This window comes from Streptomyces sp. RLB3-17, assembly GCF_007113425.2.
GTDB classification, from domain to species: Bacteria; Actinomycetota; Actinomycetes; order Streptomycetales; family Streptomycetaceae; genus Streptomyces; species Streptomyces mirabilis_D.
Genome location: NZ_CP041610.2, coordinates 5839777 through 5864965 on the forward strand (window position 1 = coordinate 5839777; position 25189 = coordinate 5864965).

General features: G+C 68.8%; 23 protein-coding genes and 1 tRNA gene. 13 read left to right on the forward strand and 11 right to left on the reverse strand.

Annotated features, from left to right (window positions below; genetic code table 11):
* Nucleotides 1–111 precede the first annotated feature (111 nt).
* Nucleotides 112–645, forward strand: coding sequence for a peptidylprolyl isomerase (locus FNV62_RS26520; RefSeq protein WP_054236415.1), 534 nt, complete (start codon nt 112–114; stop codon nt 643–645).
* Between the two features lie 129 nt (nt 646–774).
* Complete coding sequence (locus FNV62_RS26525) at nt 775–1686, forward strand: rhomboid family intramembrane serine protease (protein ID WP_097285454.1); 912 nt, start codon at nt 775–777, stop codon at nt 1684–1686.
* Between the two features lie 264 nt (nt 1687–1950).
* On the opposite strand, the gene crgA is transcribed toward FNV62_RS26525, so the two are convergent.
* Nucleotides 1951–2205, reverse strand: coding sequence for a cell division protein CrgA (gene crgA / locus FNV62_RS26530; RefSeq protein ID WP_054236413.1), 255 nt, complete (start codon nt 2203–2205; stop codon nt 1951–1953).
* 142 nt (nt 2206–2347) lie between these two features.
* Between crgA and FNV62_RS26535 the strand changes: the two genes are divergently transcribed.
* The 6 genes from FNV62_RS26535 to FNV62_RS26555 all read left to right on the forward strand — a co-directional run bounded on the left by FNV62_RS26535 (nt 2348) and on the right by FNV62_RS26555 (nt 6880).
* Complete coding sequence (locus tag FNV62_RS26535) at nt 2348–3127, forward strand: DUF881 domain-containing protein (protein ID WP_143602297.1); 780 nt, start codon at nt 2348–2350, stop codon at nt 3125–3127.
* 35 nt (nt 3128–3162) lie between these two features.
* On the forward strand, nt 3163–3894 hold the full coding sequence (locus FNV62_RS26540) for a class E sortase (protein WP_097289073.1): 732 nt from the start codon (nt 3163–3165) through the stop codon (nt 3892–3894).
* A gap of 73 nt (nt 3895–3967) precedes the next feature.
* On the forward strand, nt 3968–4129 hold the full coding sequence (locus FNV62_RS54675; protein ID WP_165854063.1) for a hypothetical protein: 162 nt from the start codon (nt 3968–3970) through the stop codon (nt 4127–4129).
* Nucleotides 4126–4764 (forward strand): aminodeoxychorismate/anthranilate synthase component II, encoded by a 639-nt coding sequence (locus FNV62_RS26545; RefSeq protein WP_144315675.1) that lies wholly within the window; start codon nt 4126–4128, stop codon nt 4762–4764. Before FNV62_RS54675 ends, FNV62_RS26545 begins: the two co-directional genes overlap by 4 nt.
* Nucleotides 4761–6065, forward strand: coding sequence for a class E sortase (locus FNV62_RS26550; protein ID WP_143627288.1), 1305 nt, complete (start codon nt 4761–4763; stop codon nt 6063–6065). Before FNV62_RS26545 ends, FNV62_RS26550 begins: the two co-directional genes overlap by 4 nt.
* A 62-nt stretch (nt 6066–6127) precedes the next feature.
* A complete protein-coding gene (locus tag FNV62_RS26555; protein WP_054236409.1) occupies nt 6128–6880 on the forward strand; it encodes a class E sortase in 753 nt (250 codons plus the stop codon).
* A gap of 116 nt (nt 6881–6996) precedes the next feature.
* Here the strand turns inward: FNV62_RS26555 and pknB are convergent, their stop codons facing one another.
* The 7 genes from pknB to FNV62_RS26590 form a co-directional block, all read right to left on the reverse strand.
* Nucleotides 6997–8997, reverse strand: a complete 2001-nt coding sequence (gene pknB, locus FNV62_RS26560; protein WP_054236408.1) for a Stk1 family PASTA domain-containing Ser/Thr kinase — start codon at nt 8995–8997, stop codon at nt 6997–6999.
* A 170-nt stretch (nt 8998–9167) separates the two neighbouring features.
* Complete coding sequence (locus FNV62_RS26565) at nt 9168–10649, reverse strand: peptidoglycan D,D-transpeptidase FtsI family protein (protein WP_143602299.1); 1482 nt, start codon at nt 10647–10649, stop codon at nt 9168–9170.
* Entirely contained in the window at nt 10646–12085 is a 1440-nt protein-coding gene (locus tag FNV62_RS26570) for an FtsW/RodA/SpoVE family cell cycle protein (RefSeq protein WP_097285458.1), read from the reverse strand. The genes FNV62_RS26565 and FNV62_RS26570 overlap by 4 nt, the downstream gene beginning before the upstream one ends.
* A gap of 26 nt (nt 12086–12111) precedes the next feature.
* A complete protein-coding gene (locus FNV62_RS26575) occupies nt 12112–13692 on the reverse strand; it encodes a Stp1/IreP family PP2C-type Ser/Thr phosphatase (protein WP_054236581.1) in 1581 nt (526 codons plus the stop codon).
* A 90-nt stretch (nt 13693–13782) separates the two neighbouring features.
* Nucleotides 13783–14310: an FHA domain-containing protein gene (locus FNV62_RS26580; RefSeq protein ID WP_054236405.1), complete on the reverse strand. Its 528-nt coding sequence runs from the start codon at nt 14308–14310 to the stop codon at nt 13783–13785.
* Between the two features lie 10 nt (nt 14311–14320).
* Nucleotides 14321–15178 (reverse strand): FhaA domain-containing protein, encoded by an 858-nt coding sequence (locus FNV62_RS26585; RefSeq protein WP_054236404.1) that lies wholly within the window; start codon nt 15176–15178, stop codon nt 14321–14323.
* Nucleotides 15166–15309, reverse strand: a complete 144-nt coding sequence (locus tag FNV62_RS26590) for a hypothetical protein (RefSeq protein ID WP_164331756.1) — start codon at nt 15307–15309, stop codon at nt 15166–15168. The genes FNV62_RS26585 and FNV62_RS26590 overlap by 13 nt, the downstream gene beginning before the upstream one ends.
* Nucleotides 15310–15676: 367 nt before the next feature.
* Between FNV62_RS26590 and FNV62_RS26595 the strand changes: the two genes are divergently transcribed.
* Nucleotides 15677–15763: transfer RNA gene (locus FNV62_RS26595), tRNA-Leu, on the forward strand.
* Between the two features lie 134 nt (nt 15764–15897).
* Here FNV62_RS26595 and FNV62_RS26600 read toward each other — a convergent pair.
* Nucleotides 15898–17139: a sensor histidine kinase gene (locus FNV62_RS26600; protein ID WP_144315676.1), complete on the reverse strand. Its 1242-nt coding sequence runs from the start codon at nt 17137–17139 to the stop codon at nt 15898–15900.
* 311 nt (nt 17140–17450) lie between these two features.
* On the opposite strand from FNV62_RS26600, the gene FNV62_RS26605 reads away from it, so the two are divergent.
* Nucleotides 17451–18056, forward strand: a complete 606-nt coding sequence (locus FNV62_RS26605) for a TetR/AcrR family transcriptional regulator (RefSeq protein WP_060899123.1) — start codon at nt 17451–17453, stop codon at nt 18054–18056.
* A gap of 618 nt (nt 18057–18674) precedes the next feature.
* Here the strand turns inward: FNV62_RS26605 and FNV62_RS26610 are convergent.
* Nucleotides 18675–19295: a ScbR family autoregulator-binding transcription factor gene (locus FNV62_RS26610; RefSeq protein WP_054236402.1), complete on the reverse strand. Its 621-nt coding sequence runs from the start codon at nt 19293–19295 to the stop codon at nt 18675–18677.
* A 221-nt stretch (nt 19296–19516) separates the two neighbouring features.
* Complete coding sequence (locus tag FNV62_RS26615) at nt 19517–20311, reverse strand: response regulator transcription factor (RefSeq protein WP_054236401.1); 795 nt, start codon at nt 20309–20311, stop codon at nt 19517–19519.
* A 474-nt stretch (nt 20312–20785) separates the two neighbouring features.
* Here FNV62_RS26615 and FNV62_RS26620 point away from each other — a divergent pair, with 474 nt between their 5' ends.
* From FNV62_RS26620 to FNV62_RS26630, 3 genes are all read left to right on the forward strand, one after another.
* Complete coding sequence (locus tag FNV62_RS26620) at nt 20786–21892, forward strand: ScbA/BarX family gamma-butyrolactone biosynthesis protein (RefSeq protein WP_143608710.1); 1107 nt, start codon at nt 20786–20788, stop codon at nt 21890–21892.
* A 56-nt stretch (nt 21893–21948) separates the two neighbouring features.
* A complete protein-coding gene (locus FNV62_RS26625) occupies nt 21949–22944 on the forward strand; it encodes an NAD-dependent epimerase/dehydratase family protein (protein ID WP_143627292.1) in 996 nt (331 codons plus the stop codon).
* Between the two features lie 353 nt (nt 22945–23297).
* The gene (locus FNV62_RS26630; RefSeq protein ID WP_143627294.1) at nt 23298–25073 is read left to right on the forward strand and encodes an acetyl/propionyl/methylcrotonyl-CoA carboxylase subunit alpha; all 1776 of its coding nucleotides are present in this window, start codon (nt 23298–23300) and stop codon (nt 25071–25073) included.
* The last annotated feature ends 116 nt before the right edge of the window (nt 25074–25189 follow it).

Consider the following 25189-nt stretch of genomic DNA (forward strand, 5'->3'; position numbering starts at 1 on the left):
GATTTCTGCAAGGGCGACCCCGGATATTCGCTCGGAGGTGGTGGCCGAGCGACGCGGGGCCCGGTCCGTGCGAGGATCGGGGGGTCAAAAGAAGGCAACGGAAGGCAGATCGTGGCTGAGCAGCTTTACGCCACCCTGAAGACCAACCAAGGCGACATCGAAGTCCGGCTTCTGCCGAACCACGCGCCCAAGACGGTCCGGAACTTCGTCGAGCTTGCCACGGGCGAGCGTGAGTGGATCAACCCGGAGACGGGTGAGAAGTCCACCGACAAGCTCTACGACGGCACGGTCTTCCACCGGGTGATCAGCGGATTCATGATCCAGGGCGGTGACCCGCTGGGCAACGGCACCGGCGGCCCCGGTTACCAGTTCGAGGACGAATTCCACCCGGAGCTCGCCTTCGACAAGCCGTACCTGCTGGCCATGGCCAACGCCGGCCCCGGTACCAACGGCTCGCAGTTCTTCATCACCGTCTCCCCGACGGCCTGGCTGACCCGCAAGCACACCATCTTCGGCGAGGTCACCAACGCGGCCAGCCAGAAGGTCGTGGACGCCATCGCGAGCACCCAGACCAACCCGCGCACCGACCGCCCGGTCAACGACGTCGTCATCGAGTCGGTCGTCGTCGAGACCCGCAAGGGCTGAGACCCGCTCCGCGAGGCTGAGACCCAAGGACTTGAAGGTCCGAGGGCTCCCGCAGGGAACCAAACGCCCCGCTCATCCGTAAGGATGGGCGGGGCGGTGCATTGCGTACGACCGGATTGAGGGGACCCCATGGACCAGGCGCCAGGCAACCCGCAGGGCCCGCAGGACCAGGGACATCAGGACGCCCGGGCCCTGCCCACCTGCTACCGGCATCCGGATCGTGAAACCGGCGTGCGCTGCACCCGCTGCGAGCGCCCCATCTGCCCCGAGTGCATGATCAGTGCCTCCGTGGGCTTCCAGTGCCCCGAGTGCGTCCGCGCCGGCTCCGGTACGGGCCACGCGCCGTCGGCCTCACAGCCCCGCACCCTCGCGGGCGGCACCGTCACCGCGGACCCCCGGCTCGTCACCAAGATCCTGATCGGGCTCAACCTCGCCGTCTTCCTGGTCCAGCTGTCGGTGGGCGACCGCTTCACCGACCGCTTCGACCTCATCGGCCGCGCGTACGTCCCGCTGCTCGGCTCGGTCGAGGGCGTCGCGGAGGGCCAGTGGTACCGCATGCTGACGGTGATGTTCCTGCACGGCAGCTATATCCACATCCTGTTCAACATGCTCAGCCTGTGGTGGATCGGCGGCCCCCTGGAAGCGGCCCTCGGCCGTGCCCGCTATCTCGCCCTCTACCTCGTCTCCGGTCTCGCGGGCAGCGCGCTCACCTACCTCGTGGCCGCGCCGAACCAGCCCTCGCTGGGCGCCTCCGGCGCGATCTTCGGCCTCTTCGGCGCGACCGCCGTCCTGATGCGCCGGCTCAACTACGACATGCGCCCCGTGATCGCCCTGCTGGTGATCAACCTGATCTTCACCTTCGGGTGGAGCAACATCGCCTGGCAGGCCCACATCGGTGGACTCGTCGGCGGTGTCGTCGTCGGCTACGCCATGGTCCACGCCCCGCGCGAGCGGCGGACCCTGATCCAGTACGGGGTGTGTGCCGTGGTCCTGGCCGCGGTGGTCGTCGCGACGCTGGTCAGGACGGCTCAGCTCACCTGAGGTGCCGCTCGGCTCACTTGAGAAGCCTTCGAGAGCGATGTTGTCCACAGATCGTGGCGGATCTTGTGCACGCTGTGTGGGAACAGCTGTGCCCCCTGTCACTGACCCGAGTTTTCGCAGGTCGGACAGGGGGCGAACAGGTTTGCGGATCCCGGTAGGTCAGTCACACCGGCGTCAACCCCGGATGAGTTATCCACAGATCGTCTTAGTTTTCCACCTGTGGAAAACTCTTGTGGATAACTCAGTGGATAACCCTGGGCAGAGCTACTTCCACTGCGTGGAGACGCCGAATCCCGCCGCGATGAAGCCGAAGCCGACCACGATGTTCCAGTTGCCGAGGGCGTCGATGGGCAGCGAGCCGTCCGTCACGTAGAAGATGACGATCCAGGCGAGGCCGATGAGGAACATGGCCAGCATGACCGGTGCGACCCAGCCGCGACTGGTCAGCTTGATGTTGGTCGCCTGCTTCGCCGGGGGCGGCGTGTAGTCGGCCTTCTTGCGGATACGTGACTTCGGCACGAGGGTCTCTCCTGTCGATGCGCTGCGTGGCCGCGCAGGGAACTGGGGCGGGCTCCGGGGCAGCGTACAAGGGGACACTGAGTGCTCCCCCGGGCGTCCGTTAGCGTAGTGCTTCCGCGGCGCCGAAGGAGATAAGGGTACGTTGAGCAATTCTGCCGACTCCCCCGGGACGGGTTCCAGTCCTGCCGTTACGCGCCGTTTCCGGCCCGTACGTGTACTCACCGTCGCCGTCTTCGCGCTCGCCGGGCTGATTTTCTTCACCAGCTTCAACACGGCCAAGGGCACCAATATCCGCACGGACGCGTCGTTGCTGAAGCTTTCCGACCTCATTCAGGAGCGCAGCCACAAGAACGCGTCGCTGGACGAGACCAACGGCGTCCTGCGTGACCAGGTCGACACGCTCGCCAGGCGGGAGAACGGCGGCAGCAAGGCCGACACCGCCAAGCTCGCCGCACTGGAGAAGAACACCGGCACCCAGAAGCTCAGGGGCAAGGCCGTCACGGTCACCCTCAACGACGCGCCGCCGAACGCCACGGCCAAGCTGCCCGGCTACCCCGAGCCGCAGCCCGATTACCTGGTCATCCACCAGCAGGACCTGCAGGCCGTGGTGAACGCCCTGTGGCTGGGTGGCGCCCAGGGCATCAAGGTGATGGACCAGCGGCTGATCTCCACCAGCGCCGTGCGGTGTGTCGGCAACACCCTGATCCTCCAGGGCCGCGTCTACTCGCCCCCGTACAAGATCACCGCGATCGGTGACCCCCAGAAGCTCCAGAAGGCCCTCGCCGACTCTCCGGCGATCCAGAACTACATGGTGTACGTCAACGTCTACGGGCTCGGCTGGAAAGTCGAGGAGAACGGGACGGTGACTCTTCCCGGCTACTCGGGCACAGTGGATCTCCACTACGCAAAACCTGTGGAGTAGTGGCTGAAGCAGCTGCCGCTGGGGGTCCCGTGTCGGTGCGAGTGCTCGTCCGGACAGTGAGCGAACTGTGCATCACCATCGGCACGCTCATCGTGCTCTTCGTGGTCTACGTCCTGTTCTGGACGGGCGTGAAGGCCGACAGCGAGATGAACCACCAGATCGACCAGCTCCAGAAGCAGTGGTCGAAGGGATCGGTCGCGCAGCAGTCGAAGGCTCCTGCGACCACCCCGGCAACCGGGAACCCGAAGACGCCGACGGCGAGAACGACCGAGAGCCCGAAGGCCCCGGGCCCCTACGCCTACGGCAAGCCCTTCGCGGTGATGTACATCCCCCGTCTTGGTTTCACGTGGAACAAGCCCGTACTCGAAGGCACCGGCACGAGCGTCCTGCAGAAGGGGCTCGGACATTACCGGGGGACGGCCCAGCTCGGGCAGGAGGGGAACTTCGCCGTCGCGGGGCACCGGCGCACGTACGGCGACCCGTTCAAGGACTTTCCCCAGCTGCGCAGGGGGGACGCGGTGGTGCTGACCGACGGGACGACCTGGTTCACGTATCGGATCGACAAAGGCCCCTACAAAACAGTGCCCACGGACGTTGAGGTGATCGATCCTGTGCCACGTAAGTCCGGGTATACGGCTCCGGGCCGCTATCTCACGCTGACCACGTGCGATCCGGAGTGGGGACACAGCCACCGGCTGATCGTCTGGGCCCACCTGGATTCCACGCAGCCCGTGGAGGCCGGGAAACCTCAGGCGCTACGCCGTTAGTCTGGTCCCGTACGGCGTGGGTCCGATGGTGTAGGGCGTGGCTCTGGTGCCGTGATGCGACGGAAGGGACAGCATGTACGGCTTCATCTGGCGGCATTTGCCGGGTAACGCATGGGTGAAGGCGCTGATCTCACTCGTGCTCGTCCTCGCGGTGGTCTACGTACTTTTCCAGTACGTCTTCCCGTGGGCCGAACCGCTGCTCCCCTTCAACGATGTGACGGTGAACAACCAGTGAGCGCGCGGATTCTCGTCGTCGACAACTACGACAGCTTCGTCTTCAACCTGGTCCAGTACCTGTACCAGCTCGGCGCCGAGTGCGAGGTGCTGCGCAACGACGAGGTCTCGACCGCGCACGCCCAGGACGGATTCGACGGCGTACTGCTGTCACCCGGCCCCGGCGCTCCCGAGCAGGCCGGCGTCTGCGTCGACATGGTCCGCCACTGCGCGGACACGGGTGTCCCCGTCTTCGGCGTCTGCCTCGGCATGCAGTCGATGCAGGTGGCGTACGGCGGTGTCGTGGACCAGGCGCCCGAGCTGCTGCACGGCAAGACGTCGTTGGTGGAGCACGAGGGCAGAGGTGTCTTCGCCGGACTGCCGTCCCCTTTCACCGCGACCCGCTACCACTCGCTGGCCGCCGAGCCGGCGACGGTGCCGGCCGAGCTGGAGGTCACCGCCCGTACCCACGACGGGATCATCATGGGGCTGCGTCACCGTGAACTCCCGGTCGAGGGTGTGCAGTTCCATCCCGAGTCGGTGCTGACCGAGCACGGTCACCGGATGCTCGCCAACTGGCTGGTGGAGTGCGGCGACCAGGGTGCCGTGGCGAGGTCGGTGGGGCTCGCCCCGGTGGTGGGCAGGGCCACGGCGTGACCGCCCTGCGCCCCGAGCGCGAGTCCGGCGCCGCCTACGGCGGCACCGGAGACGACGGGTCCTCGTACGGGCAGCAGCCGTACGGGGGGCCCGGCGCGTTCGAGGCCGCGGTCGAGCAGCTCGCGGATCCGCTCACCGATCCGCTGCCGGGCTCCAGGGGCGCCGCGCGGCCCGGCGGGCTCGGGCAGGAGTGGTCCGGGCAGGGACAGCACCAGTACGCCGTGGACGGCCCCGAGGCCTACGCGCGGAACTGGCAGGGGGCGCCGGGGGGTGCCCAGGATCCCGCTCCCGCCTACGACGCACCGCTCACCAGACCCATGCCCCTGTACGCCGAACCGGTCGGCGCGGCTTCGAAGCTGGACGACGAGACCGTGGCGCTGCGGGCCTCGGAGGTCTCCGAGGCGCGGCGCAGGGCCGAGCAGTTGGCGGGTCGGACCACGAACGAGGGGATGCCCGCTCCCGGGGGCCGTGCGGCGCGGCGCAAGGCGGCGCGACGCCACGGGCGCCACGGAGGGGCTCAGGAGCCCCAGGAGTCCCCGGGTGCCCAGGAGTCGGCGGAGTCGGCGGAGAAGGCCGCTCAGGCGCCCCTGAGCCGTGTTCAGGCCCGGAGGGCGGCGCGCGCGCAGAAGCCCGGTGCGGCCGTCCTCGTCAGCCGGGTGATCGGCGAGGTGTTCATCACCACCGGCGTCCTGATGCTGCTGTTCGTGACCTACCAGTTGTGGTGGTCGAACGTGCGGGCGCACCAGCAGGCGGGCAGTGCCGCGCACCACCTCCAGGAGGACTGGGCGAGCGGCAAGCGGAGTCCGGGGACGTTCGAGCCGGGACAGGGTTTCGCCATCCTGCACATCCCGAAGCTGGACGTGGTCGCTCCGATCGCCGAGGGCACCAGCAAGACGAAGGTCCTCGACCGCGGAATGGTGGGTCACTACGGCGAGGGAGCCCTGAAGACGGCGATGCCGGACGCCAAGACCGGCAACTTCGGACTCGCGGGGCACCGCAACACGCACGGCGAACCGTTCCGCTACATCAACCGGCTCAAGCCCGGCGACTCCATCGTGGTCGAGACCCAGGACGACTACTTCGTCTACAAGATGACGTCGATCCTGCCGGTGACGTCCCCGTCGAACACGAAGGTGCTGGACCCGATCCCCCAGGGGTCCGGTTTCACGGCGCCGGGCCGCTACATCACACTGACCACCTGCACGCCGGAATTCACCAGCACCTACCGCATGATCGTGTGGGGCAAGATGGTCGAGGAACGCCCGCGCAGCAAGGGCAAGCCGGACGCGCTCCTCGGATAGGAGCCCCGTCGGGCACCAGCACGTGAGACAACCTGAGACAGATCAGACGGGGCAGATGCACAGTGGCAGCGAGGACCGACCACGACGAGCGCGCCGAGGCCGACGCCGGCGCCGAAACGGCCGCTCCGAAGCGTCGTGGAGCGAGCCGGCTCGCGATGGCGGTCAGCATCCTGGGTGAACTCCTCATCACCGCGGGCCTGGTGCTCGGCCTGTTCGTCGTCTACTCGCTGTGGTGGACGAACGTCGTCGCGGACCGCAAGGCCGACAAGCAGGGCGACAAGGTCCGCGACAACTGGGCCCAGGACAAGGGCGGCCCGGGTGCGCTGGACACCAAGGACGGCATCGGCTTCCTGCACGTTCCGTCCATGAAGAACGGCGAGGTGCTGGTCGAGAAGGGCACCTCCACGAAGGTCCTCAACGACGGCGTCGCCGGCTACTACATCGACCCCGTCAAGGCGACGCTGCCGATGACCGACAAGACGGGCAACTTCACGCTCGCCGCCCACCGCGACGGCCACGGCGCCAAGTTCCACAACATCGACAAGATAAAGAAGGGCGACCCGATCGTCTTCGAGACCAAGGACGACTGGTACGTCTACAAGGTCTTCTCGATCCTCCCGGAGACCTCGAAGTACAACGTCAAGGTCCTCCAGTCGGTCCCGAAGCAGTCGGGCAGGACGAAGCCGGGCCACTTCATCACCCTGACGACCTGCACGCCGGTCTACACGTCGGAGTACCGCTACATCGTGTGGGGCGAGCTGGAGCGCGTGCAGAAGGTGGACAGCGCGCGCACGCCGCCGAAGGAACTGGGCTGAGGCGGCCGGTCAAACGACTCGACCGAACCCGAACCCGAACCCGAACGAACTGTGCCCCGCCCGGGAGGATTCCCGGGCGGGGCACAGTTCGTTCGACCGCTGTTCCAACCGCTGCGTCAGCCTCCGGTGAGACCGCCGAACAAGCCGTTGCCGCCGCCGTTGTTGCCGCCGCCGTTCTGCCCGGAATTGGCCGCGATGAGGTTGACCTTCTGGCCCGCCGTCACCTGCGCGCCCTGCTGCGGATCGCTGGCGAGCACCGTGGCGTTGTCGTCCGTCGAGCCTGCGACGTTGCCGAGTTGGAGATTGTTCTGCGCCAGGATCTGCTTGGCCTGGGCAAGGGTCATCTGGGTCACCTGCGGCATCTGGAAGGGCTGGGCCTGCGCCTTGCCGATCTGGATGTTCACGTTGGAGTTCTTGTCGGCCGAGCTGCCGATCGCCGGAACGGTCGAGACGACCTTGTCGGCCTGGTTCGGGTCGGTCACGTCGATCTGGCTGCAGGTGCCGACGAGGTTGTTGGCCGTCATCGCGGCCTTGGCCTCGTCACACGACTTGCCGGTGACGTCCGGGACCGTGGACTTCTCGACAGCCTTGGCGATGGTGAGAGTGATCGTCGATCCCTTCTCCACCTCCTTGCCGAGCGGCACGGACTGCTCCAGGACGGTGTCCGGGGTCTCCGTGGACTCCTGGGCCTTCGTCTTGACCTGGAACTGGTAGCCGTCGCCCTCGAGGATCGTCCTGGCCTCGTCCAGACTCTTGCCGAGGACGCTGGGCACCGCGACCTTGGGCGCTCCCGTGGACACCACCAGGTTGATGGTGTCGCCCTTGGTGGCCTTCACGCCCGCCTTCGGGTCCTGGTCGCAGACGTTGCCCGTCTTCTCGTTCTCGCAGGGTTTCTTGGTGATCGAAACCTTCAGCTCGGCGTTGGTGGCCAGCTGGGTGGCTTCCTTCTGCGTCTGGCTGACGAGGTTGGGAACGGTGACGCTGTTGTTGCTCACCCCGCTGCCCCCGAACATCCACTTCCCGATCAGGATCGCGCCGACCAGGACCAGCACACCCGCCACGACCAGCAAAATCGTCGAGGTGTTCGATTTCTTCTGCTGGCGGCGGCGGGCCGGACGGTCGTCGTAGCTGTTGTAGCCGTAGCCGCCGTCGTCCGGGTTCATCGGGGGCAGCATGGACGTGGCCTGGGCGTCCGTGGAGCGCAGCGCCGTGGTGGCCTGGTCGTCCGGGTAGCCGCCGTAGCCCACGGAGCCCATGGCGGCCGTGGCGGCGACGGGCTGGCCATCGAGGCAGGCCTCGATGTCCTGGCGCATCTCGTCGGCCGACTGATAGCGGTAGTCCGGGTCCTTGACCAGTGCCTTCAGGACGATCGCGTCCATCTCGGGCGTGATCTCGGGGTCGAAGACCGACGGCGGCTGCGGCTCCTCGCGTACGTGCTGGTACGCGACCGCGACCGGGGAGTCGCCCACGAAGGGCGGGCGTACGGTCAGCAGCTCGTAGAGGAGGCAACCGGTCGAATAGAGGTCCGAGCGCGCGTCGACCTGCTCGCCCTTCGCCTGCTCCGGGGAGAGGTACTGGGCGGTGCCGATGACCGCGGCGGTCTGCGTCATCGTCATGCCGGAGTCACCCATGGCGCGGGCGATGCCGAAGTCCATGACCTTGACCTGGCCGTTGCGCGTCAGCATGACGTTGGCCGGCTTGATGTCGCGGTGGACGATTCCGGCGCGGTGGGAGTACTCGAGGGCCTGGAGGATGCCGATGGTCATCTCCATGGACCGCTCGGGGAGCAGTCTGCGGCCCGAGTGCAGCAGCTCGCGCAGCGTGGACCCGTCGACGTACTCCATCACGATGTACGGGATGGAGATGCCCTCGATGTAGTCCTCACCCGTGTCGTACACGGCGACGATCGCGGGATGGTTGAGCGAGGCGGCCGACTGGGCCTCCCGGCGGAACCGGGCCTGGAACGACGGATCGCGTGCGAGGTCGGCTCGCAGCGTCTTCACCGCCACGGTGCGGCCGAGCCGGGTGTCATGGGCGAGATGTACCTCCGCCATGCCACCACGGCCGAGCACCTGGCCCAGCTCGTACCGGCCGCCGAGGCGACGCGGCTCTTCCATAGCTACCTACCAGCCCTCTCCGTCGGTCCCGACCGCACGCATGTGTGGTCCGGCGGTGTGCCGTCCGGGCATACCGTACCCGGCTCGGCTTCTGTGACCTGGCCAAGCCCGTCACCCGATACAGGACCGGTATCGCAACGTGCACCGATGTGAAGGGGACGTGACAGGGGTCACTTCTTGCTGTCGATGACTGCCTTCATCACGCTCCTCGCGATGGGGGCGGCGAGACCACCGCCCGTGATGTCTCCACGGTTCGCGGCGCCGTCCTCGACCACGACGGCCACGGCGACCGGCGAGCTGCCGTCGGGGAGCTTGGCATATGAGATGAACCACGCGTACGGCTTCTCGCTGTTCGCGACACCGTGCTGGGCGGTACCGGTCTTGCCGCCCACGGTGACGCCGGAGATCTGCGCCTTGGTACCCGTGCCCTCCTTGACGACCGTCTCCATCATCGACTGCAGGATCTGGGCGTTCGACTGGGAGAGCGGCTGGCTCATCTTCTGCGGGTCGGTCTGCGAGATGACGTCCAGGTTCGGGGCCTGCAGCTTGTCGACCATGTACGGCTTCATGAGCGTGCCGTTGTTGGCGACGGCGGAGGCCACCATGGCCATCTGCAGCGGGGTCGCGGCGGTCTCGAACTGGCCGATGGAGCTGAGCGCGGTATGCGGCTTGTCCATCGACTTGGGGAAGACGGAGGCGTTGGAACGCACCGGCGTGAGCTGCTCGGAGTTGAAGCCGAACTTCTCGGCCTCCGCGAGCATCTTGTCCGTGCCGAGGTCGGCGCCGATCTTGCCGAAGACCGTGTTGCAGGACACCTTGAGCGCCACGCGCATGGTGGCGTTCTTGCAGGGGATGTTCCCCTCGTTCTTCAGCTCGGTGGTGGTGTTCGGCAGGGTGTACGGCAGTGGCGAGTCCGTGTTCTCGTCCGCGGACTTGTACAGGCCGTTCTCCAGCGCCGCCGCCGCGGTGACCACCTTGAAGGTGGAGCCCGGCGGGTAGGTCTCGCGCAGCGCCCGGTTGAGCATCGGCTCGTCGGGGTTGTTCTTCTTCTGGAGCTTGTTCCAGGCCTTCTCGTCGCTCCCGGAGGTTCCGGCGAAGGTCGAGGGGTCGTACGACGGAGTCGAGGCCAGCGCCAGGATCGCGCCGGTCTGCGGGTTGATCGCGGCGACGGCGCCCTTGCCCCGGCTCAGCAGGCCCTCGTACGCCGCCTTCTGCGCGGCGGCGTTGAGGGTGGTGACGACGTTGCCGCCCTGCTTCTTCTTGCCCGTGATCATGTCGAGGGTGTTGCGGAAGAAGAGCCGGTCGTCGTTGCCGGTGAGGATGCCGTCGTCCAGCTTCTCCAGCTGGGAGGCGTCGAAGGCCTGCGAGGCGTACCCGGTGACCGGCGCCCACATGGGGCCGTCCTTGTAGGTGCGCTTGTACTCGAAGTCGTTGATGCCGTTCTTCGTCGACTTGGTGGCCCCGGTGATCGGGTTGCCGTCGACGATGATGTCGCCGCGCGGAGTGGCGTACCGCTCGATGGCGACGCGGCGGTTGTTCGCGTTGGTCCGCAGGCTGTCCGCCTGGACGTACTGGACGTAGTTGTCGCGGATCAGCAGGGCGAGGACGAGGAGCCCGCAGAAGATCGCGATCCGACGCAGGGGCTTGTTCACGGGCGGACCACCTGGGTCATCTCGGCGTCGGGGCTGGGGGCGGGCGCGGGGGCCGGGCGGCGGGCGGTGTCGCTGATTCTGATGAGGATGCCCATCAGCGCCCAGTTGGCGATGACGGAGGAGCCTCCGTAGGCCACGAACGGCATCGTCATACCGGTGAGCGGGATCAGGCCCATGACGCCACCCGCGACGACGAAGACCTGGAGCGCGAAGCCGCCGGAGAGGCCGACCGCGAGGAGCTTGCCGAACGGGTCGCGGGCCGCGAGCGCCGTACGGATGCCGCGCTCCACGATCAGGCCGTAGACGACCAGGATCGCCATGATCCCCGCCAGGCCCAGTTCCTCGCCGAAGCTGGCGAGGATGAAGTCGGAGTTGGCGGCGAACCGGATGAGTTCGGAGTGGCCCTGTCCCCATCCGGTGCCGAGCGTGCCGCCGGAGCCGAAGGCCCACAGGGCCTGCATGGACTGCTCGGTGTGTCCGCCGACGCCCTGCCTGCTCAGCATGAACTCGTGCATGGGGTCGAGCCAGGCCTGGACACGCTGCTGGACGTGCGGCTCGAAGGAGGCGACGCCGACCGCGCCGGCCGCCGACATCAGCAGACCGAAGACGATCCAGCTGGTCCGCTCCGTGGCGACGTACAGCATGATCACGAACATGCCGAAGAACAGCAGCGAGGTACCGAGGTCGGTCTCGAAGACCAGGATCAGGATGGAGACGAACCAGACGACCAGGATCGGGCCGAGGTCGCGGCCGCGCGGCAGATAGAGGCCCATGAAACGGCGGCTGGCGAGGGCCAGCGCGTCGCGCTTCACCATGAGGTAGCCGGCGAAGAAGACCGCGAGGATGATCTTCGCGAACTCACCGGGCTGGAGGGTGCCCAGACCGGGGATCGAGATCCAGATCTTGGCGCCGTAGATGTTGGCGCCGAGACCGGGGACCAGCGGCAGCAGGAGCAGGATCAGCGCGCCGAACATGGAGATGTAGGTGTAGCGCTGCAGGACGCGGTGGTCCTTCAGGAAGATCAGCACGGCGACGAACAGACCGATGCCCAGCGCGGTGTACATCAGCTGGCGGGGTGCCGCCTGGACGAAGTTGGGCAGCGACTGGAGCAGCTTGGACTGGTCGAGGCGCCAGATCATCACCAGGCCGAGGCCGTTGAGCAGCGTCGCCAGCGGCAGCAGCAGCGGGTCGGCGTACGGCGCGAACTTGCGGACGCCGAGATGGGCGACGCCCGCGATCAGGCCGAGGCCGAGGCCGTAGCTCAGCAGGCCGGCCGGCACCTTCTCATCGATGGCCAGGCCCACGTTGGCGTACGCGAAGACCGGGATGAGGACGGCGAACACCAGCAGCGCCAACTCGGTGTTGCGTCGGCTCGGTGTGCCGATCGAACCGATGGTCGATGTGTGGTGCGTCGGCGTGTTCGTACTACTGCTCATGGTGTGACAGGGCCCCTCACGGCTTCTTACTGCTTACCGCACAGCGAGACCAGCTTCTGCTCCTCGTCGGAGAGGCTGGGGCCGGGTGTGGGAGTGGCTGCGGCGGAGGTGGACGGTTTCGAAGACGGTGCCGAGCTGGATGGGTTCGGCGTGGCGGACGGGCTGGACGTGGCCTTGGACGTCCGAGAGGTGGTTGTGGTTCCCGTGGTTCCACCTGCCTGGCCCGTGCCGGTCTTCGTGCTGTTCTGGCTGTCGACGGCGCGGCGCTCGGCGTCCTTCTTGCACGCGGAGGCCTGTGTGGCGAGCTCGCCGATCTTCTTCTGGGCGTCCTGGAGGCCGCCCTCCGTGATCGTCGCCTTGACCTGCTTCTGCTGGTACGGCGGCAGGTACTTGAGTTCGATCTCGGGGTGATCCTTCTCCACCTTCGAGAGCGAGACCCAGGCCAGGTCCTGGCTGATCCCGCGGTACAGCGCGACGTGCTGGTCCTGGGCGCCGACGTAGTACTGCGTCTGCGTCCACCGGTAGCCGCCGTACAGACCGCCGCCGATGACGGCGAGGGCCAGCGCGGTGTAGAGGGATCTCTTCAGCCACTTGCGTCCGGCGCTCGGCTTGACGAAGTCCTCGTCGGAGTAGTCGCCGTAGCCGCCCGTGGAGACGTACCCGGTGGTGTCGCCGCTGCCGGGCGGGCCGAACTCGCCGCCACCGCCCTGTCCGGGCACCGGACGGCCGAGGCTGGAGGCGCGGCCCGCGGGGGTCTGCATGGCGCCGTTGTCGTGCAGCTGGTGCTGGTTCTCGGCGACCGCGCCGACCACGACCGGGGTGTCGGAGAGCTGGACGGCGAGGGTGTCGCCGGAGTCGATGTCGAGGACGTCGGCGACGATGACGGTGATGTTGTCGGGGCCGCCGCCGCGCAGCGCGAGCTCGATGAGGTTCTGGACGGTCTCCTGCGGGCCCTGGTAGCTGGCGAGGGTGTCCTCCATCGTCTGATGGGAGACGACGCCGGACAGGCCGTCGGAGCAGATCAAGTAGCGGTCGCCGGCGCGGACTTCGCGGATGGAGAGGTCCGGCTCGACGTGGTCGCCGCTGCCCAGCGCGCGCATCAGGAGGGAGCGCTGCGGGTGGGTGGTGGCTTCCTCCTCGGTGATGCGGCCCTCGTCGACGAGGCGCTGCACCCACGTGTGGTCCTGGGTGATCTGCGTGAGGACGCCGTCACGCAGGAGGTACGCGCGCGAGTCGCCGACGTGCACGAGGCCGAGGCGCTGACCGGTCCACAGGAGCGCGGTGAGGGTGGTCCCCATGCCCTCCAGCTGGGGGTCCTCCTCGACCATCATCCGCAGCTGGTCGTTGGCACGCTGTACGGCGGTGCCCAGCGAGGTGAGGATGTCGGAGCCCGGGACGTCGTCGTCGAGCGCGACGATGGTGGAGATCACCTCGGAGGAGGCGACCTCACCGGCGGCCTGGCCGCCCATACCGTCGGCGATCGCGAGCAGGCGGGGACCGGCGTAACCGGAGTCCTCGTTGCCCTCGCGGATCATGCCTTTGTGCGATCCGGCGGCGAAGCGCAGTGACAGACTCATGCGCACCTCGCCCGTCGGCTCCGGGTACATCCGCACGGTGCCCACCCTCCGGTCGGGAGCGCGCCGGGGTCCGTCGTGTGGACCGCTGCTGCGTGCTCGCTCCGCTCGCTCATTGTCGTACTACTTCCGCAGCTCGATGACGGTCTTGCCGATGCGGATCGGCGCGCCCAGCGGGACGGGCGTGGGAGTCGTCAGTCGGCTCCGGTCGAGATACGTGCCATTGGTGGAGCCGAGGTCCTCGACGATCCACTGGCCGTCCCGGTCCGGGTAGATCCTGGCATGGCGGCTGGACGCGTAGTCGTCGTCCAGCACGATGGTGCTGTCGTGCGCGCGGCCCAGGGTGATGGTCTGCCCCTGCAGCGCGACGGTCGTGCCCGTGAGAGTGCCTTCGGAGACGACCAGCTTGGTGGGGGCGCCGCGGCGCTGTCGGCCACCGCCGCCGCTCGGCGGCGCCGCTTGCTGGCGCTGCGGAGGTGGTGTGGCCTGGCGCGCGGCCTGCTGCGGCCTGGAGGCGTCCCTGCGCGAGCCGCGCTGTGTGACGCGCGTTCCGAACAGGTCGCTGCGGATGACCTGCACGGCCACGATCACGAACAGCCACAGTACGGCCAGGAAACCCAGCCGCATGACCGTGAGGGTCAGCTCTGACATTGCCCCCGCTTCACCCTTCGGCTTGCCGGTAAATGATGGTGGTGCTGCCCACGACGATCCGCGAGCCGTCGCGGAGCGTAGCGCGGGTGGTGTGCTGCCCGTCCACCACGATGCCGTTGGTGGACCCGAGATCCTGGATCGTCGAGGGCGTTCCGGTCCGGATCTCACAGTGCCGGCGGGATACGCCGGGGTCGTCGATCCGCACGTCGGCTTCGGTGCTGCGACCCAGCACCAGCGTCGGGCGGGAGATCTGATGGCGGGCGCCATTGATCTCGATCCAGTGCCGCATGCGGCCGCCGGCCGCCGGGCCCGGAGCCGCGCCGGGCCGGGAGCCCATCGGCGTGGGGCCGGGGCGCACGCCGGGAGGCGGCGCGGACGGCATCGGGGGAGCGCCCGTGGGACCCGCGCTCGGGGCGGCAGCCGGATAGCCGTAGCCACCGGGCCGGCCGGGAGGCGGGCCCGCCGGGGCACGCTCGGGGGCCTGCTGGTCGGTGGAGGAGGCGAGTGTACGGCTGCGCACCCGGTAGAGACCGGTGTCGAGGTCGTCCGCCTTCTCCAGGTGCACCTTGATGGGGCCCATGAAGGTGTAGCGCTGCTGCTTGGCGTAGTCGCGCACCATCCCGGCGAGTTCGTCGCCGAGCTGGCCGGAGTAGGGGCTGAGGCGCTCGAAGTCCGGCGTGCTCAGCTCCACGATGAAGTCGTTGGGTACGACGGTCCGGTCGCGGTTCCAGATCGTGGCGTTGTTGTCGCACTCGCGCTGCAGTGCTCCGGCGATCTCCACGGGCTGGACCTCGGACTTGAACACCTTGGCGAAGGTGCCGTTGACCAGACCTTCGAGACGCTGCTCGAACTTCTTCAGGACTCCCATGGGGCACCTCCTCCTTCGTAGCCGTCCTGGTTCTGCCTGCTGTCCATGTCGTGCTGCGTACGGCCCGCCGTGTCGCACGGCCTGCCGTAGTCGTCCTGGTCCTGCTGGTACTGCTTACTGATCGTATCCACGCGTCGGGAAATCGGCTGGTTCCCCCTGTCGGCCCTGTCGACGGGTGTCGACGCCTTCCGAAGTCCCTTCCCGAAGTTCCCTCAGGTGCCCCTCTTCGAACACTTCCCGGCACTACTCCTGCCAAGGATCGTAGAGGCGCTCCGAGACCAGTGTCCCGCACCTGACTGTGCACCCTGCCCTGCTCCTGGAGAGATGGCCTGGACCGGTACGAGGTTGATACGTGAACCGGTTAGGCCTGAGACGTGCGGTGCCGGCGGGGCCTGTGGCCGTGGAAAGGGATGTGATTCCACCCCGGACAGCGTGCTAATCTTCTGCATGTCGACAGGCGCTCACACCGCTCGGTGAGAGACCAAAGACACACCCAATGCGCGGGTGGCGGAATAGGCAGACGCGCTGGATTCAGGTTCCAGTGCCCGCAAGGGCGTGGGGGTTCAACTCCCCCCTCGCGCACCAGCGAAAAGGGCTCATCGTCAAGACGATGGGCCCTTTTCCATGTCTCCGGTGCGGGTTCGGGGGCGGGCCGGGGTGGGGTTGGCCGGGGTGCTGGTCGGAGTGTGTTCTGTCTCTCAGTTTTCCTCGGGCCGAGCTCAGGGGTGTCCGCGCAGGGGCAGATGGATCTCCAGCAGGGTGCCGGTGGGGGTGCCCGGGGTGATGCCGGTCCGGCCGCCGAGGTCCTCGACGCGGTCGGTGAGGGAGCGCAGGGCCCGCGCGGAATCGGCGGAGCCGGCGGAACCCGCCGCGGGGCCTTGGCCGTCGTCGGTCACCTTCGCGTAAAGCCAGCGCCGGGTGATGCGCACGACAGTGTCCACGCGGCGCGCGCCCGAGCGGGCCAGGCGGTCGCGCAGGGCCTCGCGCAGGGCGAGGAAGGTCTCCTCCCGGTGCCGCTCGGCGAGGGTCCACTCGTCACCGATGACCTCGACGGAGGCCTGGATACGGCGGCCGTCGCGGGGACGAGGGCCCGCGAGGAAAGCCTCCAGGGCCTCGCGCAGGGGCGGCAGGTCGGCGCGGTGGCGCACGCCGTCGATGAGCGCCTGGTTCTCCCTGGCCGCCGCGGCCAGTGCCCTTCGGGCGGTGGCGAGGTGGGCCGCGACGGCGCCGGGAGAGTCAGAGGCGGGTGAGCCGGTCCTGACGGGGGCGCAGGTCGCGGCGGCGTCGAGGCTGAGTCGGGCGAGGGACAGGGCGCCGCCCAGTTCGTCGTGCAGCTGCCGGGCCAGCCGGCGGCGCTCGCCGCGGCCGTCGTCGCCGGACCACATGCCCTCCCCTGCCTCCCGGACGACCTCGCCGAGGCGCCGGACGACCGCCACCGCGCGGGGCAGCGCGCTCTCGTGGTGCGCGATGCCGTTCTCCAGGACGTGCAGCAGGGCGCACTCGAGGAGCAGGGCGACTGCGGCGGCCACCTGGTGCGGGGAGGCGGCGGGCGGGGCGATGGGGGTGGGTGCGGGGGTGGTGTCCGCGGCGCGGGCCAGGGCGGTGCGGGCGAACTCCGTCAGCGTGGTGCGCAGGGTGGGGACTTCCGCCTCGGCGGGGGCGAGTGCGGAGGGGAGGCGGACGGTGAAGCGGTCCAGGACGGCGCCGGTCTCCCAGGACCCCAGGGTGGTGGCGGACGACATGAGGGGGGAGTGGCCCGGGCGGGACGACATCCGGGCCGCCGCGCGGACCAGGCCCTCGTGCAGGGCTTCGCCGAATCCACCGCCGACCAGGGGGACGGCCGCGGTGACAGGGGAGATCGGGCCGGTGGGCGAAGGGTGTGAGTTCGGTGAGATCGGTGAGGCCGATGACGTCGGTGCTGTCGTGGCGGTGGGCGCGGTGGGGGCGGTCGTGCTGCTCATCGGACTCCTCGACGCTCGGGTGACGCTTGGGTGCCGGGGCAACGTGGCCATCGTCAACGTAACAAACAGACTTGTCTGATTGTCAAGAGTGGACTGGCGTTCCGGATGGGGTGTGGTCACGGGATCGTCCGGCCGTCAAGAGGCCATCCATGGGCAAGAGCTGCAGGATTTATGGGGATTGGATGGAGGTCTGCGTTCACAGGGCTGTCGACTAAAACAGGCATGGTTGTATGATTCCGGTTGTTGCTGGCGCCTTCGGGGCACCCGCGCGCTCCTTCATGCCAAGAGCAGGAATAGGCAGGTGCAGCCTGATGCAGACCCGGTCCGAACAGACCCGTCAGGCTCTCGTCCGTGCCGCGGCGGAACTGATAGCGAACGGCCGGCTCTCCGATGCGGGACTGGTCAACATCTGTCGCCGGGCCGGGGTGAGCCGGGGGGCTCTCTACCACCACTTCTCCTCCACCGCGGAGTTGACCGCCGCGGTCTACGAGCAGGCGCACGAGCGCGTCGTCGCGCTGATGGACGAGGCTTTCGAGGGGCCCGTGGAGGATGCCCCGGAGCGCCTCCTGGTCGCTCTGTGCGAGGCGTTGCGCACGGAGGAACTGGTCCGGGCCGGCATACAGCTGGCGGTGGACGGGTCGGCGGGGCCGCCTCGGTTGCGTGACGACGTACTGGCGTTGGTGCGCAGGCGGGTGGTCGACGCGCACCGGGACGTCGTGCCGGCGCCGGAGGATCTGGCCGAGCTGGCGGTGGTGGTGGCCGCGGGGCTGGAGTCGCTCGGGCACACGGACGCGGAGTGGTGGGACCCCAAGACGTCCAAGCGGCTGTGGGTGTTGTTGCGCCCGTTGTTCTCGTTGGCCGGGGAGGGGCTGGCCGAGGAGGAACGACGGGTGGGGAGCGGGTCCGAAGGGGTCTGAGTTCCGAAGCGGGGGTGAGGGCGGGCCTCTGGGGTCCCCTCAAGGTCGCGTGTCCGGGGTCCCCTCGAGGCGCATGTCTGAGGTCTCCTCAAGGTCGCGCGTCCGGAGTCTCCTCAAGGTCGCGCTTCCTGGGCGGAGTTGGCCTGAGGGTCGGCGTGCGGGACTCGGCAGGGCTTGGGTGCGCGGCCCGGGACCCGGGGGACACCGGCCCCGTTCGGGAGGCGGGAGGGGCTGGAGCCCAGGTGCGGGTGGAGCCCTCGGTGTCCAGCGGAGCCCTCGGTGCCCAGAGGTCGGTTGCGGGGCGGTGCCCGTGTTCGGGGCGGCGCGAGAAGGCGCCCTCGGCCTTCGGAGGTCCGTTGCGGGGCTTGCCCGTGAACGGGACGGCATGCGAAGGGGACCCATGGCATGCGACGGGGACCCGTGGTGGGGGGCTTGGCCCGGGTGAGGTGTCGGGCTCGGGTCCGTCACGGGTGAGGCGGCCCCGCCCGGGAGTTCGCGTTCGGGGCGCCGTGTGCTGTTCGGCGGGCGGAGCACGGCGCGGTGCAGGGTGTGGGCAGGGCGCGGGGCTCGGTTGTGGGACTTGGCTGTGGGACTTGGCTGTGGGGTGTCGGGCGGGGGTCAGGCCGTCTCGCGGGCCGGTGGCGGGATGGTGCGGAGGCGGCCGAGCATGCCGGGCGTGGCCAGGCCGGGCAGCATGAAGCGCCAGAACGCACCGATGCGTTCCGGCAGATCCTCGCGGTTGCTGTAGACCTGGGACATCAACTGCAGGCCGGTGAAGGCGCCGACGATGGTCGACGTGGCCTCCTGGATGTCCACGCCCGGCAGGATCTCGCCCTGCTCCTCGGCCTGCCGCAGCAGAGCGAGTATGGCGGCGCCGGACTGCTCGTACGCCGTCTGCGGCGGCCGCGAGAACGACGTCTGCTCGACGGCGAGCCGCACGCTGGCCCGTAGCACCGGATCGCGCTGGAGACGCTGGGCGAACTCCAGGGTGAGGTCGATGACGGCCTGGAGCTTCACCGCCTGGTCCGGCACCACCAGCGCCTCGCTGTGCGCGGTCACGAGGGCCACGGCGATCGCTTCCTTGGAGGGGAAGTGGTGGTAAAGCGCGCCTCGAGTGAGGCCCGTCCGGGCCAGGATGTCGTTGGTGCTCGCCGCGTCGTAGCCGCGCTCGTCGAACACGCGGGCCGCGGACTCCAGGATCGAGTGCCTCGACCTCGTCCCGCGCTCTTGTGTGGCCATACCAGGTCCTTGCTCTCGCCCACTGGAATTTTACCGACTGGTCTGTATTGTATCGGCAAGGCGGCACGCCGCCAGTAGGCGGGAGTATTTGCTTCCGGTTTGGCTCGATTTTCGGTCGGTCCTCGGCCGTTCGTCGAGTGCTTCTCAAGTGGACCTCGAGTGGTCTTCGAGCAGCCCTCAAGCGGTCTTTACGTGGTCCTCGTACGGCCTGCGGGTGCCGCTCACGGGTGGCCGAGCCGAAAACCGACACCGCGTACGGTGATGATCCAACTGCTCGAACCGAGCTTGCCGCGCAGGCTGCTGACGTGGGTGTCGATGGTGCGCCCGCGGTGCGACCAGGTGTCGTCCCAGACCTGCGCCATGAGCTGGCGTCGCGGCATGACGGTGCCGGGCTGCGAGGCCAGTAGATGCAGCAGGTCGAACTCCTTGCGGGTCAGGTCCACCGGCTTCCCGTCCAGCGTGGCCACCCGGGTGCCGACGTCGATGCGCAGCGGCCCGTGGGTGATGACCTGGGCGGCGGCGGGCTGTTGACGCACCCGGCGCATCACCGCCTCCATCCGGGCCAGTAACTCGCGGAAGCCGTACGGCTTGACCAGGTAGTCGTCCGAGCCGGCCTGTAGTCCGAGCACCCGGTCGAGCTCGGAGCCGCGCGCGGTGACGGCGATGACCGGGGTGTCGCAGACCGCCCGGATGCCCCGGCACACCTCGAGCCCGTCCAGGTCGGGCAGGTCCAGGTCGAGCAGTAGGAGATCGGCATCGCGGTGCGCCTGGAGCGCCTTGGTGCCGGTGGCCACGCTCTGCGCGGCGTACCCCTGCCGCAGCAGGCCCTGGACGAGGGAGTCGGCGGCCCTGACATCGTTTTCTACGACCAGGACGCGCAGTGCGCCGGCCGGGGGGCCGGGGTGGTCGGCGGCCGTCTGTGGGGCAACGGCCCGCCCGGGCTGGGGAATCGTGGGGCGGTGCGGAAGATTGCGCTGCGATCGGGCGTCGAGTAGATCCACGGCTTGCCGATTCATCTGCTCCTCCTGAGGCACAGTCTCGTCATCACGGAACGGACTGCTGAACTCTCACAATGAGGACGATAGCAAACAGACTTGTCTGATTGTCAACGCGTTCGAAATCCCCCGCGCGTCGGTCCGTACCTTTTCCAATCCACCCACGTTGACCTGCATGTGTGTGGAGAGATCCAGTGCTTCAAGGTCATGTTTCCGGCAGGTTGCGGTCGGGGTGAAGCCCCTTGTCCTGCGTGTGTCCTTGGCGATAACCATGCAGGTCTGCACGGTTTGAAAGATCAGGCGTCTCCGGTGGCGCAATCGTGCTGTACCGGCCCGTAGTGGCGGCTCATCGCTCGAAGGATGCTAAAGCTTTACTTGAAAAACCGAACAGACATGTCTGTATCTTGTGTGAGCGAGAGAACGTCGGCCACGGGGGGTGGCTGCCGGCGGTACGGATTGCTGCCCCCTGCTCGGAAACAGACAGGAGTGCCGTACATGTCGTACACCACCTCCACCCGTGTGTCCGTCGAAGACGACGTCGCGACGGTGGGCACAAGCGCCTCACGAACCGCCTCACGACCCGCTGCCCGAAACGCCGTTCAACCCGCCCTTCAGACCTCTGCCCAGGCCTCTGTCCAGGTCTCTGCCCAAGCCTCCGTCCAGACCGCCGCGCGTACTCTGACGCCGCGGCTGACCACGACGGTTCCGCGCGAGTACGTCCATCGCGCCGCCGTCTCGGAGGTCCTGCTGACCGGCTGGGAAGCCGCCGCCGAACCAGCCGGACCCGACCCGGACGAGTTCGCGGTCAGCGCCCAATGGCCGCGCAGCCACTCCTTCTTCACCCAGTCCGGCGGCTACCAGGACCCGATGCTCCTGATCGAGTCCGTCCGCCAGATCGGTTCCCTGCTCGCGCACGCGGAGTTCGGCGTCCCCTTCGGGCACCAGTTCCTGATGTGGGACATGTTCTTCAGCACCTCCCCCGAACTCCTCGTCGCGGACGGCGTCCCCACGGAGGTCGAACTGCGCACGGTCTGCCGGGACATCGTCCGCAGGGGCCGGGTGCTCGGCGGTATGCGCTACGACGTCACCGTGCTGCGCGACGGAAGGGCGCTGGCCACCGCGGGCGCCGCGTTCAGCTGCACCAGTCCCGCCGTCCACCGCAGGCTGCGCGCCGGCCGGCCCACCACCAGTGACCGCGTCGTGCCGCCCGCGATCGACCCGGCCGCGGTGGGCCACTCCGACGACCGGCACGTGCTGCTCGCCGAGCCCGGATCGGCCTCCGGCAGCGGCGACCGCTGGGAACTGCGCGTCGACACCGCCCACCCCACCTTCTTCGACCACCCCGTCGATCACATACCAGGCATGGTCCTGCTGGAAGCCGCCCGGCAGGCCGCCCTCGTGTCGACCGGGATGCCGGACGCCCTCCTGCTGGGTCTCAAGAGCAACTTCGCGCGCTACGCCGAGTTCGACGCGCCCTGCTGGATCGAGCCGCAGGCCGAACCGCACGGTACGGAGGGCGGCGTACTGGTGCGGGTGCGCGGTACGCAGCACGCTGAGACCGTCTTCACCGCCGAGCTCGTCCTGAGCCCGCGCGGCCGCTGAGCCCGCGCATCCTCCGTACGCCTGGGAGAACGTCCCCATCCCGAGGAGACAGACCCGTGCCCACCATCCTGATCACCGGCGCCGCCGGCTTCGTCGGCGGACACGTCACCCGTGAAGCGGCCCGGTACCGGGCCGACTTGAGGCTCATGTCCCATCGCAGTCCCCTGCTCGGCTCCGGTCCGCCGACCCAGGAGGGTCCCCCGGTCCATGAGGGTCCCCCGACCCAGGGGCGTCCTGCGGGCCAAGACGGTGCTCGCGTCGTACGGGCCGATCTGACCGACCCCGCGTCCTTGCGCGGGGTGTGCGACGGCGTCGACGTCCTGATCCACTGCGCCTCGCAGATCGGCGGCGGTGTCGAGGCCAACGAGGCCGTCAACGCCCGTGGCACGGCGGCGCTCGTCGAGGAAGCGCGCCGCGCGGGGGTTGCGCGCATCGTCCAGCTGAGCACCGCGTCCGTCTACGGCCGTGGCACCTTCCGCGGCGACCGGCCCGAAGAACTGCGCCGCAACCCGGGCTCGCCCACGTCCCGCACCCGGGCCGCGGCCGAGGACACCGTTCTCGCGGCCGGCGGTGTCGTCCTGCGCCCGCACCTGGTGTACGGGGAGGGCGACAGGTGGGTGGTGCCCGGCCTGACCCGGATGCTGCGCGTGCTGCCCGGCACGGTGGAGGGCTGGCCCGCCCGGAGCTCCGCGATCGCCGTACCCGAGCTGGCCGCGCTGCTCGTGGCCACCGCGCTCGCCCCCGCCGCCGACCTGACCGCCTCCGTCTACCACGCCACCCACCCCGAGCCCCTCCCCGTGGACACCCTTCTGCGCGCGGTCGCCGAGTGCACCGGGGCCGACTGGCCGGACCGGGAACTGACCGTCGACCGAGCCCGGGCGGTCCTGGCCGAGCACGGCGTACCTCCGTCCGGACTCGACATGTTCACCACCGACCACGTCTTCGACAGCACCCCGCTCTGGTCCGACCTGCGTCGCGCACCCGGCGCCGGTTTCGACACCGATTTCCCCCTCGCGGCGCCTTGGTACCGCAAGGCCCTGCGGGACGGTTGACCGGGGACGAGCCCGAGAGCTCGACGGCCAAGTGTTCGACCGGCCAAGTGATCAACTGGCCAAGTGGACGCTCCTGAACGCCTTCCGACGCCGTCCCGGAACGCCTCCGAGCGCCCCTCGTACGCCCTTCGAAAATTTTCTACGGAATGGCGCATTCCTTTTCTTTCCGGACCCGGCGGATCCGTCCGCCGGGTCCGGCTATTTGACGGAGGTCTGACCTTCCTCTTTCCTCTTCCGGTAAGTGCTGCCCCGGGTCTGCGGATTCTGACCCAGTTCTGCAACGGACCGTATTGAAGGAGAAGTGCGCACTCGAACAGTCTTGTGGCTCCGAGCGGAGTCTGGGGAGGTTCATCGTGCGCAAGGTGCTCATCGCCAACCGTGGCGAAATCGCTGTCCGCGTGGCCCGGGCGTGCCGGGATGCCGGGATCGCGAGCGTTGCCGTGTATGCGGAACCAGACAGGGACGCTCTGCATGTCCGGGCGGCGGACGAGGCGTTCGCTTTGGGCGGTGACACCCCCGCCACCAGCTACCTGGACATCGCCAAGGTCCTCCAGGCCGCCAAGGACTCCGGCGCGGACGCCATCCACCCGGGCTACGGCTTCCTGTCGGAGAACGCCGAGTTCGCCCAGGCGGTCCTGGACGCCGGCCTGACCTGGATCGGCCCGCCCCCGCAGGCCATCCGCGACCTCGGCGACAAGGTCGCCGCCCGCCACATCGCCCAGCGCGCCGGAGCCCCCCTCGTCGCGGGCACCCCCGACCCGGTGAACGGCGCCGACGAGGTCGTCGCCTTCGCGCGGGAGCACGGGCTGCCCATCGCGATCAAGGCGGCCTTCGGCGGCGGCGGACGCGGCCTGAAGGTCGCCCGCACCCTCGAAGAGGTCCCCGAGCTGTACGACTCCGCCGTGCGTGAGGCGGTGGCCGCGTTCGGCCGCGGCGAGTGCTTCGTCGAGCGCTACCTCGACAAGCCCCGCCACGTCGAGACCCAGTGCCTGGCCGACACCCACGGCAACGTCGTCGTCGTCTCCACCCGCGACTGCTCCCTCCAGCGCCGCCACCAGAAACTGGTGGAGGAGGCGCCGGCGCCGTTCCTGTCGGACGACCAGGTGGCGGAGCTGTACTCCTCCTCCAAGGCGATCCTCAAGGAAGCCGGCTACGTCGGCGCCGGCACCGTGGAGTTCCTCGTCGGCATGGACGGCACGATCTCCTTCCTCGAGGTCAACACCCGCCTCCAGGTCGAGCACCCCGTCACCGAGGAGGTCGCCGGCATCGACCTCGTCCGCGAGATGTTCCGCATCGCCGACGGCGAGGAACTCGGCTACGGCGACCCCGCCCTGCGCGGCCACTCCTTCGAGTTCCGCATCAACGGCGAAGACCCCGGCCGGGGCTTCCTCCCGGCACCGGGTACCGTCTCCACCTTCGCGCCGCCCTCCGGCCCCGGCGTCCGCCTGGACGCGGGTGTGCAGTGCGGCAGCGTGATCGGCCCGGCCTGGGACTCCCTGCTCGCGAAGCTGATCGTCACCGGCGCCACCCGCGAGCAGGCGCTCCAGCGCGCCGCCCGCGCCCTGGAGGAGTTCGAGATCGGCGGGATGGCCACCGCGCTGCCCTTCCACCGCGCGGTCGTCAAGGACCCGGCCTTCGCCCCCGAACTGACCGGCTCCACCGACCCGTTCACGGTCCACACCCGCTGGATCGAGACCGAGTTCGCCAATGACATCCCGGCCTTCACCGACCCCGCCGAGGCGGCGGAGGCGGAGGACGAGCCGGGCCGCGAGTCCGTCGTCGTCGAGGTCGGCGGCAAGCGCCTCGAGGTCTCGCTGCCGTCCTCGCTGGGCATGTCCCTGGCCCGCACCGGCCTCGCGGCGGGCGCCAAGCCGAAGCGCCGCGCGGCCAGGAGGTCGGGCCCGGTCGCCTCGGGTGACACGCTCGCCTCGCCCATGCAGGGCACGATCGTCAAGGTCGCGGTCGAGGAGGGCCAGGAGGTCAAGGAGGGCGACCTCGTCGTCGTCCTGGAGGCCATGAAGATGGAACAGCCCCTCAACGCCCACCGCTCGGGGATCGTCAAGAGCCTCACCGCCGAAGTGGGCGCGTCCGTCGCCTCGGGCGCCGTCATGTGCGAAATCACCAGCTGAATTCCCGGGGCATTGCCTGGCATTCCCCGGCATTCTCCAGCGCAATTCTGAACCGGTCTGACAATTCCCTGACACGGGGAATATTGAAACCGCTCGTACCGCCCAAGATACTGAAA